Here is a 14,416-nt window from a genome sequence, read left to right on the forward strand (position 1 = left end):
TACCGGCCAACGGCCGGTACCTACCGCAACCCCGCCCGTGCCGACCGTCGGTCGGCATGGGCCCGCGAACGCGCGGACGTGTTCATGGCGTACCGGCCAACGGCCGGTACCCACCCACCGCCGGTAGGTGCCGACCGTTGGTCGGCACGGCGCCGCGAACGCACGGACGTGTTCATGACGTACCAGCCAACGGCCGGTACCCACCCACCGCCGGTAGGTGCCGACCGTTGGTCGGCACGGGCCCGCGAACGCGCGGACGTGTACATGGCGTACCGGCCAACGGCCGGTACCCACAAAAATGCCGCCTGAAATGGCGGCATTTTGCTCCGGCCGTGAGCCGGACCCGTCAATAACGCTGCGCGTTATTGACGAAGCGGAATCACGCGGATTTCCACACGGCGGTTCTGCGCGCGGCCCGCATCGGTGCTGTTGTCGGCGATCGGGTAAGCCTTGCCGGCGCCCAGCGTTTCGATACGGGCACCCTGCACGCCCTGGGCGGTCAGGTAGGCCGCCACCGAATCGGCACGCTCCTTGGACAGGCGATTGTTGACCGCGTCGCTGCCGATGCTGTCGGTATGGCCCACCACTTCAATCATGGTCTGGTTGTACTCGGCCAGGGTGCTGGCAACGCCATTGAGCGAGCCGTAGAACTGCGGCTTCAGCGTGGACTTGCCGAAGTCGAAGGTGATGCCGTCCGGCAGGTTCAGGGTCAGGTTGTCGCCATCGCGGGACACGTCGATACCGGTGTTGGCGGTACGTTCGCGCAGCGCGCGCTCCTGCCGGTCCTGGTACTGGCCGATGGCCGCGCCGCTGAGCGCGCCGATACCGGCACCGATCATCGCGTGCTGGCGACGCTCGGTGGCGCTGTTGCCACTGAGCAGGCCGGCGGCCACACCCACGGCAGTACCGATCAGCGCGTTGCGGCCGGTCTTGTTCTGCTGCTGGGTGGGATTGCCGTACGGATCGGACTGGGTGTACGAGCCGCCGGTGGCGCAGGCCGTCAAGGCAGCGGCGGTCATCAGGGCCAGGGCCACGTTACGGGTTGCGGGTCGAATCATGGTGTTCTCCTTGGTTACCGGTCTACCGGCGTGCGAGCGCCCAAAGGATAAACACGCAGACGCGATGCCGGCATGACGATGCAAACCCGTGCCAGCTCCCCGTTCAGCTTTCTGAGCGGGGCCCGCGCAGCCGGGTTTACACGCTTCCGGTGTGACGGTAAGCGGCCAATGCGGCATCCCGTCCCGCCGCCAGGTCCACCAATGGCAGGGTGGGATACGTTGGCGCGTGCTCGGCCAGCAGGTGCGGGTGCTGCCACGGCGCGAAGCGGGCCTTCAGCGGCAGGGGGGCCAGCTCGGGCACCCACCGGGTGATGTAGCGCGCCTGCGGGTCGAACTTCTCCGACTGGGTGACCGGGTTGAAGATGCGGAAATACGGCGCAGCGTCGGCACCGGTACCGGCCACCCATTGCCAGCCCATGGTGTTGTTGGCCAGATCGGCATCCACCAGGGTGTCCCAGAACCAGCGCGCGCCTTCGCGCCAGTGCTGGCGCAGGTGCTTGCACAGGAAGCTGGCCACCAGCATGCGCACGCGGTTGTGCATGTAGCCGGTGGCCCAGAGCTCGCGCATGCCCGCATCGATGATCGGAATGCCGGTGCGCCCCTGCTGCCACGCCTGCAGCTGTGTGGCGTTGGGCGGCGTCCAACGGAACCCGTCGAAACGCGGGTTGAGGTTGTGGTCCGGGGTCTGTGGAAAGTGGTGCAGCAGGTGGTAGGAGAACTCGCGCCAGCCCAGCTCGCGGATGTAGCCGTCGATGTCGGCGTCACGGCTGGCACTGCGTTCGTCCTGCAGCCGGCGCACGATCTGCCAAGGCGCGATCTCGCCGAAATGCAGGTGCGGCGACAGCAGCGAGGTACCCACCCGGTCGGGCAGGTCACGCTGCTGGCGATACCCGTTGAGCGCGCCGTCGATGAACACCGTCAGCGCCTCGTGCGCGCCGGCTTCACCGGGTTGCCAGTGGTCCCAGAACTGCGCGTCCCAAGGCAGCGCCGCGGCCAGCTGCAGCGCGTCCAATGCAACGCCCTGCACCGCGTGCGCAGGCAAGCGCGCCGGCGGAGGCATCGGGGCCGGCACCTGCAGGCGAGTCAGTGCGTTGCGCCAGAACGGGGTAAATACCTTGTACGGGTTGCCTTGGAGCGTTGCGATATCCCACGGCTCCAGCAGCAGGCTGCCGTTGTGGCTTTCGGCATTGATGCCCTGCTCGCGCAGCGCGCGCTTGATGGCCGCATCCCGCGGCTGGGTGGCCGGTTCGTACTTGCGGTTCCAGTACACGGCCACCGCCCCGGTCTGCGCGATCAGACGCTCCAGCTCGGCATGGCTGTCACCCTGGCACAGCACCAGCGCCGAGCCGCGCGCGCGCAGGTCGGCGTCCAGCGCCACCAGCGACCGGTGCAGCCAGGCATTGGATGCGCCCCCCGGGGCCCAATCACCCTCTTCGTGCGGCGCATGGATGTAGACCGGTACCGGCACATGGCCCGCATCCAGCGCGGCCTGCAGGGCCGGGTTGTCCTGCAGCCGCAGATCACGGCGAAACCACACCAGCGCTACCGTCACAACCACCACCCAGACGAAAAAACCGTGGCCATGATAGCCAGCCCCGGTGAAGAACACGCACTGGCCCGGCGCCACACCGGGTTTGTGCGCTGCCTCGATGCTGGCTAGTCTTCGCAGTCCCGCCCGGATGGACCCGCACCATGCACGCACTGCACGCTTCGTTTGCCCGCTTCGGCCCGCTGCAGGCGCAATCGACCGACCTCTGGCAAGGCGACGTCCCACTGCCGCCGGCGCTCGCCGCGTTCTATGCGCAGGTCGGCCCGTGGGGCGAGACCGTGCATGCCAGCGTCGGCCCGGTCGGCATCAGCGTGCCCGGGGTCAACGTCGCGTTCCCGCCGCTGCACCGTTTGTGGGCGCTGCAGGCGGGCTATCGCTGGGAAGGCGATGCCGGCGCGCGCATCGCGGACTGGCCCGAACAGTGGCTGGTGATCGCCGACCAGAACGCGGACCCGTTCATCCTGGACCTCGACAGTGGGCAGGTGCTGTTTGCCTTCCACGGAGCCGGTACGTGGGAGGCAACGGTGCTCACCGAGGACCTGCCCACCTTCGTCGCCGTGCTTGCAGCCGTCGGCACGGTGTACTTGAAGGCCGGCGACGACCTGGAAGACGACGACGGCGAGCTTCGCCCGGCGCATCGTGACGCGGCCCTGCAGGCAGCGGCCGATGTGCTGGGCGATGACGAGGCGGCCGACACCTTCTTCGAGACGCTGGAGTGGTGACGCCGGCAGGCGGCGGCGGGCAACAGGGCGCGTCCTTCGCACGGCAGCCATGCGCCGTGCACCGGCCTTGCACGCGGCGGCGTTCAAGGTGGCTGCATGCGATGCCCCAGCCGGCTGCTGCCAGGGCGTAATCCACGGTCACTCCAGCCGGCACTTCCTCCCGTTGCCCAGGATGCCGCCCCATGCCCCCGTTCGCGCCCGCTGTTGCCTATTCGCCCGACGTTGAACACCGCGCACCGGACGAAGAAGAGACCATCACTGCCCTGGCCAGGCTGTTCACCGACATGGCCAGCACGGTCGCCGAGCATGAAGGCCATGCGCATCGGGCGGTGCATGCCAAGGGTCATGCACTGCTGCGCGCACGCTTCCAGGTAGCACACGACCTGCCCGCCGACCTTGCCCATGGGCTGTTCGCCCGCCCCGGCGCGTATGACGCGCTGGTGCGGCTGTCGTCACCGCCGGCCGAACAGCTGCCGGACAGCGTTTCCACCCCGCGCGCGATGGCCGTAAAGATTCTGGGCGTGCAGGGTGCGCGCGTGGAAGGCGGCGATGAGCAGCACAGCCAGGACTTCCTGATGGTCAACGGACCGGCGTTCAGTACGCCGGGCGTGCAGGGTTTCCTCCGCGCGGCGAAACTGCTGGCGGCCACCACCGAGCGCATGCCGCGCACCAAGCAGGTGCTGTCGGCCACGTTGCGCGGTGCCGAAGCGGTGCTGGAAGCAGTGGGCGGGCAAAGCGCCACCTTGAAGGCCTTGGGCGGCGAGCCACAGCATCATCCGCTGGGCGAAACCTTCTTTACCCAGGTGCCGTTCCTGTACGGCCCGTACATGGCCAAGTTTTCGTGGGTGCCGGTGTCACCGGCCCTGCTGGCGCTGCGTGGACAGCCACTGCCCTCCGGCGCCGATGCCCAGCGCGATGCCATCGCCGCATTCTTCGCCGACCTGGCCGCCCCGGTGATGTGGGAGCTGCGCGTGCAGTTGTGCCGCGACCTGGCGCAGATGCCCATCGAGGATGCCTCCGTGGCCTGGCCAGAAGGCCTCAGCCCGTTCCTGCCGGTGGGGCAGTTGTCGATCGGCGCACAGCCGGCATGGAGCGCCGATGCGGAAGCGCGCGAAGATGCCCTGGCCTTCGCACCCTGGCACGCGCTTGCTGCGCACCGCCCGCTGGGCAGCCTCAACCGCGCACGCCGGGTGGTGATGGCGGCATCGCGGCAGTTCCGTTCCCGGTTCAACCGCTGCCCGATCCACGAACCGTGACCGCCCTCAGCGGACCCGCCGTTCCAGCAGGTAATAGGCCAGGTTGCCCAGCCCGGTAGCACCCAGCAACAGCGCGATCGCGCCCGGGGTCACCTCGTTGATGCCAAGCAGGTCGATGAGTCCAAAGCCCAGCGCCACCGCCACCAGCACGCTGCCCCAGTGCAGCGCCGACTGCCGGCGCTTGCTGGCGTCGCCATCGAGCAGCGAGCGCACCAGCGCCTCGGACCCGTGGGCGGCGATGATCCGGCGCCGCGTACCGGCGTCGACCACGCTCTTGATGGTGTAGACGACGCCGAGAATCAGGATGATCGGCAGGATGAGGTTGAAATCCATGGAATGCCTCGCTGTGGTTGGGGTGTGTGCAGAAGGAGATACGGTGCGGGCGGCGGCGGTTGCACCAAGCGCACTTGCAACCGATCGGCCGCAGGACGTATCCCTATGGGAATGCCCGACCCCATCGCTCCCGACGACGCCACACTGCACGCCGACCACGCGCTGGTCACCGCTGTCCTTGCCGGCACACCGGGTGCGTTCGAACAGCTGGTGCGCAGCTACCAGGGCCTGTGCTGGCATATCGTGGACCGCATGGTCCGCCATCCCGACGACACCCGTGAGCTGTGCCAGGAGACCTTCCTGCGCGTGCATCAGTCGCTGCACCAGTACCGTGGCGAACGCCCCCTGAAAGCATGGATTGCGCAGGTCGCCTACTCGGTGGCCAAGCGGCACCTCGAACGCCGTCGCATTCCCATCGCCGACAATGGCCCGGATGGGCAGATGCATGCCGCAGCAGAACGGGTCAGCGACGGGTTCGACCTTGAAACCCACACCAGCACGCAGGAGGACCACGCCCTGCTGCATGCCGCCATCGAGGCACTACCGCCGCTGCAGCGGACACTGCTCACGCTCTATCATCTGGAAGAGATGCCCATTGCGGAGATCGCCAGTGTGACTGCGCTTGCCGAAGGCACCATCAAGAGTCATCTGTTTCGAAGCCGCCGGCAACTGCGGCAGATTCTGCACGCCCGCATGGGAGCTACCGTATGAACCGTGATCGCATCTCCCCTTCCGATGCCAACGAATGGGCGGCCCAGGAGCAAGGTCGGCTGCATGCAGGCGACCCAGCAGACGCCCGTACCAATGCGGCGTCGGCCGACTACCGGCAGATCGCGATGGCGCTGCGATCGTTGCCGCGCAGCGCGCCGCCGCCGGACTTCACCGCCGCGGTACTGCGACAGGTCAGCGTGCACGAGGCCGGCGTCGAGAAGCGGCTGGTGCCTGTGCTGATCGCCGTGCTGGTGGTGGTGACCGCGGGTATGGTGTTGCTGTTCGGCCGGTACTGGTGGCAGCTGGTGCAGCTCTACGTAGGCCACGATGGCATCCGCTGGGCCGTCGCCCTGGCTGCCTGCATGCTCGCCTCGCGGGTGTGCCGGCGTTGGTTGCGCCGGCCTGCCCCAACGATGGCTGACGCGCTGCACCGGCACGCTTGACCTCAACCATACTTGAGGTCCGAAGATGTCTCCTCCCCTGACGGAGTTGTCTTCGATGACCTACACCCTGCCCGCCCTGCCCTACGCCTACGACGCACTGGAACCGCACTTCGACGCACAGACGATGGAGATCCACCATGCGCGTCACCACCAGACCTACGTCAACAATCTCAACGCCGCGCTTGCCGACGCCGGCGTTGAACCGATGCCGGTTGAACAGCTGATCGCCGATATCGAGGCGCTGCCCGACAGCGTGCGCACCGCCGTGCGCAACAACGGCGGCGGGCATGCAAACCACAGCCTGTTCTGGACCGTGCTCAGCACTCAGGGTGGCAGCCCGGCCGGTGCGTTGGCGGCGGCAATCGAGCGGGACCTGGGCGGCTACGACGCCTTCAAGGACGCCTTCACCAAGGCCGCGCAGACCCGCTTCGGCAGCGGCTGGGCCTGGTTGACGCTGGGCCGCGACGGTCGCCTGCTGGTGGAAAGCAGCCCCAATCAGGACAGCCCGTTGATGGGCGCCTACGCCAACCTGTCCGGCGGCACGCCGATCCTGGGCCTGGACGTGTGGGAGCACGCCTATTACCTGCACTACCAGAACCGCCGCCCCGACTATATCGGCGCGTTCTTCAAACTGATCGACTGGAGCGAAGTGGCACGTCGCTTCGAGGCGGCGGGCGGGCGCTGATGCGCGCGGGCCCGGCACCTGCTGCGGCACCGGTCGTGGCCGCCGATGCGTCCGGTGCCGGGCCCGACACGGCTGCACTGCGCCACGTGTTCGGGCAGTACACGACCGGCGTGGCGGTTGTCGCCGTGCACGGCGCGGCGGGCATGCCGGTGGCGATGACCATCAACTCGTTCACCACGCTGTCGTTGCAGCCACCGCTGGTGGCGTGGAGCATCGGCGAGCGCGCCGCCGACCTGCCCATGTTCCGCGACGCGGCGTACTTCGGCATCAGCCTGTTGTCGTCCGGCCAGGAAGCGGTGGCGCGCCACTTCGCCGACCCGCTGCGGCGTCGCACACCGGTCGCTGCGGACGTGCTCGACCTGGGGGGCGCCGCACCGCGGGTGCGCAATGCGGTCGGTTGGCTGCTGTGCACGGTGGAGCGCAGCCTGCCACTGGGCGACCACGTGTTGATCGTGGGCCGGGTTGAGTGTTTCGAGGCGGCACCGGGCGCGGCACTGGCCTACCACCGCAGCCGCTACACGCGCATCGACGGCCGCGCCGACGTGGATGCGTTGCCATGGACATGACCGCCCTGCAGCGCATGCTCGACGCCGGGCGCGACAGTGCGCTGCTGCGCTTCAGCCTGGGCAAGGGCCTGCTGGACGCGGGCGAGCCCGCCGAGGCGGCCGCGCACCTGGAGTGCTGCCTGGCCCAGGACCCGGCCTATTCTGCGGGCTGGAAACTGCTGGGCAAGGCGTGGCTGGCCGCCGGCGATACCGATGCAGCGGCACGGGCATGGCAGGAAGGAATTGCCGTGGCGCAGCGCAACGGCGACAAGCAGGCCGAGAAGGAAATGGCCGTGTTCAAACGCCGCGTGGATAAAGCGGCCGCCGCGCGCGGTTGAGCACGCCTACGGCAGCGGCGGTGGCGTGGGCACGCGCTGGGATACCACCAGCATGTGGCCCAGCGGCACCATCACCGGCAGCCCCAGCACGCCGACAAAGGCCAGTGCGTTGAGCCGGTTGAAGAGGCCGGCAATCAGCAACGCCCCCAGGCACAGCACGGCACCGGTGCCGGTACACCAGCGCGCCCAGCGCGGCGCACCGTGCAGGGTCAGGCCATCGAGCAGGAAGCCGAACGCAAGCCGCCAGAAGCCGACCAGTGCCACGCTGGCCAGCAACACGCCGACCAGCATCGGCGCGTAATCCGGGTGACCGGTCGGACGCGACAGCATCAACAGGCCGAAGCCATCGAGCAGGGTGACGGGCAGTGCCAGCAACAGCAGCTCCAGCACCAGCAAGGCCACGCCAAACCCATTGGCCCACTGCGACTTGCCCATCATCCGCCCCCCGGCTGTAGTGCGCCGAGCATACAACGGGCGGGCTAGCCCATGTACGTGGCGGCCAGGCGGCGCGGCGCGCCTTCTCAGCGCACCGGTGGTTGCCGGGTGGTACGCCACGACAGGGCCAGCATGTGTCCCAGTGGCAGCAGCATCGGCACGCCCATGACCCCGATGTAGGCCCAACCGGTGGGACGTTGGAACATGCCCACCGCCAGCCCCGCCGCGCATAGCGTCGCGCCGGCAGCGGTGCACACGCGTGCCCACAGCGGTGTCCCGTCCAGGCGCAGGCCGGCGCGATAGAACCCCAGCACCAGCCGCCAGAAGCCCACCAGGGCGATCAGGGCCACCACCACCGCCGCCCGCATCGGTACGTGGTCAGGGTGAAACGCAGGTCCCCACAACCACGCGAGCGCAAACACGCTCAGCGCCGTCATCGGCACGGCCAGCAGTTGCAGTTCCCATACCAGCAGCACCACACTCAGCTGCGCTGCCCACCCCGCCTTCTCCATCGCCAGGCCCTCGTCCATGTGGGCAGAGGATACATCGGCGCCGAGCGCCTCAATCGCCCTTGCGGCGCTGCTGCTGCAGGTCGAAGCGCTGCATCGAGGCACGGATCAGCGCCTTGGCCTCGGCGGCGTTGCCCCAGCCATCGAGCTGCACCGGATTGCGTCCTTCGGGCAGGTCCTTGTACACGCGGAAAAACGCTTCGATGCGCTGGCGTTCGATCAGTGGCAGGTCCTGCAGGTCGCGAATGCCGGCGTAGGTGGGGTCGAGCTTGTCGGTGGGTACGCCGATGACCTTTTCGTCATGCTCGCCGTTGTCCAGCATCTTCAGGAATCCGATCGGGCGGAACCGCACGATCACGCCGGGATGCAGTGGCCCGCGGGTCAGCACCAGCGCGTCGAGCGGGTCGTTGTCGCCGGCCAGCGTGCGCGGCATCGACCCGTAGTTGGCCGGGTACGCCACCGGCATCGACTGGAAGCGGTCCACATGGACCAGGCCGTCTTCTTTGATCTCGTACTTGGTGAAACTGCCGGCCGGTATTTCCACCGCCAGGTTGGCCTCGTCCGGGGCCTCCTTGGGCTGGGCGGCCAGGAACGGGTGCAGCACGGCGTTGGTGGCGCCACCGGCACCGGCCAGCAGCAGCAAGGCAGCGGCGATGGCGGCCAGGGGCAGAGCGCGTCGGGTGGTCATCTTCTTCTCCAGCATCGGCCGGGCGCGTCGCAACGGCCCGGCCCGGGGGTCATTCCCAGCAACGGTCGGCGCGGCCCTTGAGGGTCTGCACGCGCGTGCAGTCACGGGGGGCGATGCGTCCCTGCGTCAGTTCGGTCTTGCGCTTGCGTCCATTGGCGGCACGGGTCAGTTCGAAGCCGTCATAGAGCTGGCCGGTGACCGTGCGTGCTTCATAGCGCAGGTGCTGCGGGTCGATCTTCAGGACCTGATAGAGCTGGGTGTCTTCGCCCACCGGCGCCATCGTCGCGCGCGCCTGCTCAGACAGGCGGTACTGCTTGGGACCGGCCACGGTGACCACGAACTGCGGGGTGGCGCCCTGCCCCTCGCCACGACGGCCATAGGTGTGGTCGTGGCCCTGCAGCACCAGGTCCACCTGATGGCGGCGCACCACCGGCAGCAGCACGTCGCGCAGTTCGGCGTTCTCGCGGCCCTCGCGCGGCGAGTAGAACGGCTGGTGCAACAGCACGATGCTCCACGGGTGCGGGTTGTTGGCCAGCACCGTGTCCAGCCACGCGGCCTGCGCCTGCGCGGTGCCCAGGTCCAGTGCCGAGGTGCCGTCGAGCACGGCGATGCGCACGCCCTGGTAGTCGAACCAGTAGGTGCTGGTGTCGGCGGCGTCCACGCCATTGCGCGGCAGCGCGAAGGTCACCGGCCAGTGCCGGCCCAGCACGCGACGCTCCTGCGGGGTGTCTTCGAATTCCTCGAAATACTCGTGGTTGCCGATGGCCGGGGCCACCGCGGTTTCCTGCGGCAGCCAGCCCGCGGCAGCGAACCACTCGCCCCACTCGCTGTCGTCCTGGCCGTCGCCGCCGCTGACCAGGTCACCGGCGAACAGGCTCAGGCGCGCGTCCGGTGCGGCCTTGATGCCCGCACGCAGCACGCGCGAGACGTGGCTGAGGTTCTTGTTCTGGGTGTCGCCGAAGTACAGCAACGTCAGCGGCTGCCGGGCGGTGCCTGCGGTGCGCAGCTGGTGCCACGCGCTCCAGGTGCTGTTGCCCTGCACCCGCCAGAGATACAGCGTGTCCGGCTGCAGCCCGGCCACGTCGGCGCGATGGTAATGGGCCGGGCCGTTCTCGGTCTCCAGCGCGCGGGTGGCCGCCGTGATGCGGGTGGGCGTGCCCACGTCCGGCGAGTCACCGGCCACCACCCACTCCAGGGTTGGCGCGCTGACGGAGGCATCGGTCCGCCAGGACACGCCGAAGCCGCGCGCGGCGTCCTGTGCCGGCGAGGCCACCATGCGGTCCGGGAAACCAGTGGCCGCATAGTGGCGGTTGCCGGCGGGCACCTGGGTGTTGGGTTCGGCAGCGCTGTCGGATGCCTTTGCGGCCGCCGTGACGTTGCCCAGCAGCAGCACCAACAGCAATGCCGCAGTGGTAATCGTGGCGCGCGTCATGGTGCGCACTCCAGCGGCAACGACAACTGCCGGGCGACGTTGGCCCAGTCGAACGCGACCACGCCCTGGTCGTCATGCACGGCATACAGCACGCCGTGCGGGAACCGCGCAGACGCCGATTGATCCAGCCAGATGCCGTCGGTGTTGGCCACCGTGTTGCCCTGGAACGCGCCCACATGCTTCAAGGTGTGGCGGTCGAACAGGTGGAACACGCTGCGCTGCTTGCCCTGCTCGGTGGTGATCCACCAGCCATCCTTGCCGCAGGTCTTGAGCATCACGCCTTCGGCCTGCGCCTGGAAGGCATCGCGGCCAAACGTGGTACCGGTGAAGCGGCCTTCCAGCGTGTACACCTTGATCTCGCTGGCGTAGGTCTCGTCTTCCTCGGCAATCAACAGGCGGTCATTGGCCGGGTCGCCCCAGATCGATTCGACCACGCGCAGGGCGCCGGCCTCGCTGGTGTCGCCGATGCTGCCCACCAGGGTCGCGTCCAGCGCGTTCCCCTTCAGCGTGAGTGCGTAGCGGCGCACGCGCTTGTCCAGTTCGGCCAGGGGCGGCAGCAGGTCATTGCCCTGCGCATCTTCGCCGGCATCGTAGGAGTCGGTGACGTAGACGTCGTAGCCTTCGCGCTGCTTGTTCACCCACAGCCCATAGGGCTTGCGCAGGTCGGCCGCAGCGAACACCCCCAGCGGGGTGAAATCGGGCAGGTGCAGCACCTGCACGCGGTGGTTGTCGCGCTCCACCACCAGCACCAGGTCGTCGATCACGGCGATCCCGTTGGGGCGGTCGAACTGACCCGGGGCGGTGCCCTGGCTGCCCACGTCACGCAGGTGCGCGCCGGTCTGGCCGTCATAGACCACCAGCTTGTGGGTGGTCTTGGCGGTGGCGATCAGCCACTGCCTGCCGTCGGGGGCGGTCCAGCTGGCCGGCGAGTCGATGTTGTCGGCCGGGGTCATCGGGGTAAGGAAGGCTTCGGCCACCGTGGCCACCGAACGCGCTGCAGCCGCGCCGGCCGGCGCATCGGCCGCCGGGCCGGACGCCGCCTTGCACGCCGCCAGCAGCGCCAGGCTCACCACCGCCATGGCATGACGTGCGCGCATCACAGCGCCACCTTCAGGCCCAGCGCATAGGTGCGGCCGTACTCTTCCATCTGCAGGGTGCGCGAGCGCGTGCCCTGGTACAGCTCCAGCGGCTTGTCGAGCAGGTTCTGCGCTTCCAGGTACACGCTCACGTTGGCGGTGATCTTGTAGTCCAGGCTGAAATCCAGCTGGGTGTTGGGCGCCACGTAGATGTCGTAGGCAGCGCTGTCACCCAGCGTGTCCAGGTACTCGCTGCGGTACACCGCCGCCACGCGGGTGCTGAAGCCGGCCTTCTCATAGCCGATGTGCGCGGTGTAGACGTGCTTGGAGGCGCGCGGCAGCATGAAGTCGTCGCGCTCGCGCCCGGCCAGGCCCGGATCGAAATCGGTATCCAGCCAGGTGCCGCTGGCGCCCACCAGCAGGCCGTCCCAGCCGGCCGGCAGGAACGCCAGCTGCTGCTGCCAGTTGAACTCGGCGCCCTTGACGGTGGCCTTGTTGCCGTTGATCACCCGGGTGACCTTGAAGTCCGGGTACGCCGGGTCGGTCGTGCTCACCGTGTTGACGATGTAGCCGTCGATCGCCTTGTGGAACAGGCCCAGCGACAGGATGCCGGTGGTGCCGATGTACTTCTCGATCGACAGGTCGATGTTCTTCGATTCGTACGGGTCCAGCTGCGGGTTGCCGATACGCACTTCCTCGTCGCCACGGCTCAGGCCGATGCGCGGGGCGATGTCGCCGAACGACGGGCGCGAGACGGTCTTGTTGGCGGCCGCGCGCAGCACCCAGGCATCACCGGCGTCGTAGCGCAGGTGCAGGCCCGGCAGCACATTGGTGTAGCTGCGGCTGACGGTGAGCGGGGTCACGGTGTAGGTGCGGCCATTGCTGGCCACGTCCACGCTGTTGCCGGTTGCGCTGAACTGGGTGTTCTCCACGCGCACGCCGCCGATGATGCGCAGTGCCCCGATGTCCCAGGTGCCCATCGCGTAGCTGGCGAAGATGTCCTCGCGGGCGGTGTAGTCCTCTTCCAGCGACGCCAGCGCATTGCCACCGGCATCCTGCGGGCGTGCACTGTACTGGCCACCGAACTGCGCCCAGTAACGGCGCATCGCATCCGAGCTCATGCCCTGGCCCAGCGTGCCGCCGCGGTGCTCGGGTGTGCCGGTGGTCCAGTCGGACAGGGCGATGTCCGGGCCAACGCGCAGCTCGCGCTCGTTGGTGTCCACGTCGCGGTCGCGCCAGCGACCGAGCAGGCCGAACTTGTAGCTGGCGTTGTCGCCGTCGAAACGCAGGTTGACCTGCGCGCTGTGTTCCTTGTCGTCCACGCGCTTGGGCGACAGCACCATGCGGTCGAAGTCGTAGCTGCCGTTGTCCATCCAGCCTGCATCGCTGAGCGCGATGCGCGGCACCCGGCTGTTCTGGTCGACGGTGGCGGACAGGTCATCACCGGCGTATTCGAACCGCGCTTCCATCTCGTCGTTGACGCGCTCTTCGGTGCGCGTGTAGCCCACCTTGTAGTCGACCACCGCACCGCTCAGGCGGTTCTCACCGCCGACGCTGGCGGCGAACGTATTTTCCTTCTTGGTGCGGTAGCGCATGCGCTTCTGGATGCTGTCGGCGGCCAGGTCATCCACGCGGTACTGGTTGCCGCCCAGCGCGGTGATGCCCTCGTCGCCGAAATCGAAGATGGTGCGCTGGCGCGTTTCGGCATCGTCGAACTGGCTGTACAGCGTGCGCAGGTAGTAGCGGTTGTCCTCGTCGGGATGCCAATCCAGGTTGAGGTTGGCGCCGATGCGCTTGCGTTCGATCTCGTACTTGCGGCGCTGCAGGCTGTTGGCGAACAGGTCATCGTCGGCCCCGCCCTCGAAGGTGCCGTACTCCACCTCGGTGTTGTCCGATTCGAAGCTGCGCTTCTGGTAGTTCACGCCCACCGCCACGCCGAAGGTGTCGGCGAACACCTCGCTGTAGTTGAAGGCCGCCTTGGGGCTGGTCTCACCGGACAGTTGCTGGTGGCTGGCTTCGATCTTGCCGCGCAGGCTGCGCCCGTCGCGGTCGAAGGCCGAGGCCGATTCCACCAGGATCGCACCGCCGATGGCGTCGCCGGGCATGTCCGGGGTGGGCGACTTGACCACGCGCAGGCGCTCGGTCGAGTCGGAGGGGATCACATCCAGTGGTGCGGCGCGGCTGGAATCCTCCGGGGTGCCGATGGCGATGCCGTCGACGCTGACGCTGTTGAGGTTGGCGTCCAGGCCACGGATCACCACGAAGCGGCCCTCGCCCTGGTCGCGGGTCACGCTGACGCCGGGCAGGCGCTGCAGCGACTCGGCCACGTTCTTGTCCGGGTACACGCCCATGGCGTCGGACGATACCGCGTCCTCGATGGCGTCACTGCTGCGCTTGAGGTCGACCGCGCGGGTCTGCGACTCCAGCTGCGGGCGGACTTCGACCCGGTCCAGGTCGATCGCCCCGGCGCCACTGGCCGCGGTGCCCACGCTGGTGTCGGCGGCGAACACCGACGGACTGGCCATCACCAACAACGACAGGCTGATCGCCCGGCCCAACACGCTCTTGTTCTGCACGGCATTCCCCAACGGCGTAAAGATTGGGTCAGCACGGTATGTCCGGGAGGTTGCATGGGC

At 68.3% G+C, this 14,416-nt stretch carries 16 protein-coding genes; 7 read left to right on the top strand and 9 right to left on the bottom strand.

Annotated features, from left to right (window positions below; all coding sequences use genetic code 11):
- Window positions 1–362 precede the first annotated feature (362 nt).
- Both AC1DCJ_RS01050 and AC1DCJ_RS01055 read right to left on the bottom strand, forming a co-directional pair.
- Window positions 363–1,058: a YiaD family glycine zipper/OmpA-like lipoprotein gene (locus tag AC1DCJ_RS01050; protein ID WP_137189199.1), complete on the bottom strand. Its 696-nt coding sequence runs from the start codon at window positions 1,056–1,058 to the stop codon at window positions 363–365.
- A 136-nt stretch (window positions 1,059–1,194) separates the two neighbouring features.
- On the bottom strand, window positions 1,195–2,610 hold the full coding sequence (locus AC1DCJ_RS01055) for a cryptochrome/photolyase family protein (RefSeq protein ID WP_478069887.1): 1,416 nt from the start codon (window positions 2,608–2,610) through the stop codon (window positions 1,195–1,197).
- Window positions 2,611–2,750: 140 nt separating this feature from the next.
- Between AC1DCJ_RS01055 and AC1DCJ_RS01060 the strand changes: the two genes are divergently transcribed.
- Window positions 2,751–3,329, top strand: a complete 579-nt coding sequence (locus tag AC1DCJ_RS01060) for an SMI1/KNR4 family protein (RefSeq protein WP_478069888.1) — start codon at window positions 2,751–2,753, stop codon at window positions 3,327–3,329.
- A 182-nt stretch (window positions 3,330–3,511) separates the two neighbouring features.
- Window positions 3,512–4,585 (top strand): catalase family protein, encoded by a 1,074-nt coding sequence (locus AC1DCJ_RS01065; RefSeq protein WP_478069889.1) that lies wholly within the window; start codon window positions 3,512–3,514, stop codon window positions 4,583–4,585.
- A 6-nt stretch (window positions 4,586–4,591) separates the two neighbouring features.
- Here the strand turns inward: AC1DCJ_RS01065 and AC1DCJ_RS01070 are convergent, their stop codons facing one another.
- On the bottom strand, window positions 4,592–4,918 hold the full coding sequence (locus AC1DCJ_RS01070) for a hypothetical protein (protein ID WP_038688996.1): 327 nt from the start codon (window positions 4,916–4,918) through the stop codon (window positions 4,592–4,594).
- Between the two features lie 105 nt (window positions 4,919–5,023).
- Between AC1DCJ_RS01070 and AC1DCJ_RS01075 the strand changes: the two genes are divergently transcribed.
- Genes AC1DCJ_RS01075 through AC1DCJ_RS01095 form a run of 5 tightly spaced genes read left to right on the top strand, consistent with a single transcriptional unit; the run spans window position 5,024 to window position 7,640 of the window.
- Window positions 5,024–5,629: an RNA polymerase sigma factor gene (locus AC1DCJ_RS01075; protein WP_478069890.1), complete on the top strand. Its 606-nt coding sequence runs from the start codon at window positions 5,024–5,026 to the stop codon at window positions 5,627–5,629.
- Complete coding sequence (locus tag AC1DCJ_RS01080) at window positions 5,626–6,072, top strand: hypothetical protein (RefSeq protein ID WP_478069891.1); 447 nt, start codon at window positions 5,626–5,628, stop codon at window positions 6,070–6,072. The genes AC1DCJ_RS01075 and AC1DCJ_RS01080 overlap by 4 nt, the downstream gene beginning before the upstream one ends.
- A 55-nt stretch (window positions 6,073–6,127) precedes the next feature.
- Window positions 6,128–6,757, top strand: a complete 630-nt coding sequence (locus AC1DCJ_RS01085; protein ID WP_478070116.1) for a superoxide dismutase — start codon at window positions 6,128–6,130, stop codon at window positions 6,755–6,757.
- Window positions 6,757–7,323 carry a flavin reductase family protein gene (locus AC1DCJ_RS01090; protein WP_478069892.1) on the top strand — a complete coding sequence of 189 codons (567 nt, stop codon included), beginning with the start codon at window positions 6,757–6,759 and terminating at the stop codon, window positions 7,321–7,323. Before AC1DCJ_RS01085 ends, AC1DCJ_RS01090 begins: the two co-directional genes overlap by 1 nt.
- Window positions 7,314–7,640 (top strand): tetratricopeptide repeat protein, encoded by a 327-nt coding sequence (locus AC1DCJ_RS01095; RefSeq protein ID WP_478069893.1) that lies wholly within the window; start codon window positions 7,314–7,316, stop codon window positions 7,638–7,640. The genes AC1DCJ_RS01090 and AC1DCJ_RS01095 overlap by 10 nt, the downstream gene beginning before the upstream one ends.
- 6 nt (window positions 7,641–7,646) lie before the next feature.
- On the opposite strand, the gene AC1DCJ_RS01100 is transcribed toward AC1DCJ_RS01095, so the two are convergent.
- From AC1DCJ_RS01100 to AC1DCJ_RS01125, 6 genes are all read right to left on the bottom strand, one after another.
- A complete protein-coding gene (locus AC1DCJ_RS01100) occupies window positions 7,647–8,075 on the bottom strand; it encodes a hypothetical protein (RefSeq protein WP_137189192.1) in 429 nt (142 codons plus the stop codon).
- An 86-nt stretch (window positions 8,076–8,161) separates the two neighbouring features.
- On the bottom strand, window positions 8,162–8,605 hold the full coding sequence (locus AC1DCJ_RS01105) for a hypothetical protein (protein ID WP_478069894.1): 444 nt from the start codon (window positions 8,603–8,605) through the stop codon (window positions 8,162–8,164).
- 31 nt (window positions 8,606–8,636) lie between these two features.
- Window positions 8,637–9,272 carry an inorganic diphosphatase gene (locus AC1DCJ_RS01110; protein WP_478069895.1) on the bottom strand — a complete coding sequence of 212 codons (636 nt, stop codon included), beginning with the start codon at window positions 9,270–9,272 and terminating at the stop codon, window positions 8,637–8,639.
- Window positions 9,273–9,321: 49 nt separating this feature from the next.
- On the bottom strand, window positions 9,322–10,704 hold the full coding sequence (locus tag AC1DCJ_RS01115) for a purple acid phosphatase family protein (RefSeq protein WP_478069896.1): 1,383 nt from the start codon (window positions 10,702–10,704) through the stop codon (window positions 9,322–9,324).
- Entirely contained in the window at window positions 10,701–11,801 is a 1,101-nt protein-coding gene (locus tag AC1DCJ_RS01120) for a phytase (protein ID WP_478069897.1), read from the bottom strand. The genes AC1DCJ_RS01115 and AC1DCJ_RS01120 overlap by 4 nt, the downstream gene beginning before the upstream one ends.
- Window positions 11,801–14,305: a TonB-dependent receptor gene (locus tag AC1DCJ_RS01125; protein ID WP_392732936.1), complete on the bottom strand. Its 2,505-nt coding sequence runs from the start codon at window positions 14,303–14,305 to the stop codon at window positions 11,801–11,803. The genes AC1DCJ_RS01120 and AC1DCJ_RS01125 overlap by 1 nt, the downstream gene beginning before the upstream one ends.
- Window positions 14,306–14,416 lie beyond the last annotated feature (111 nt).

The sequence above is a fragment of the Stenotrophomonas sp. 10N36 genome, assembly GCF_056395005.1.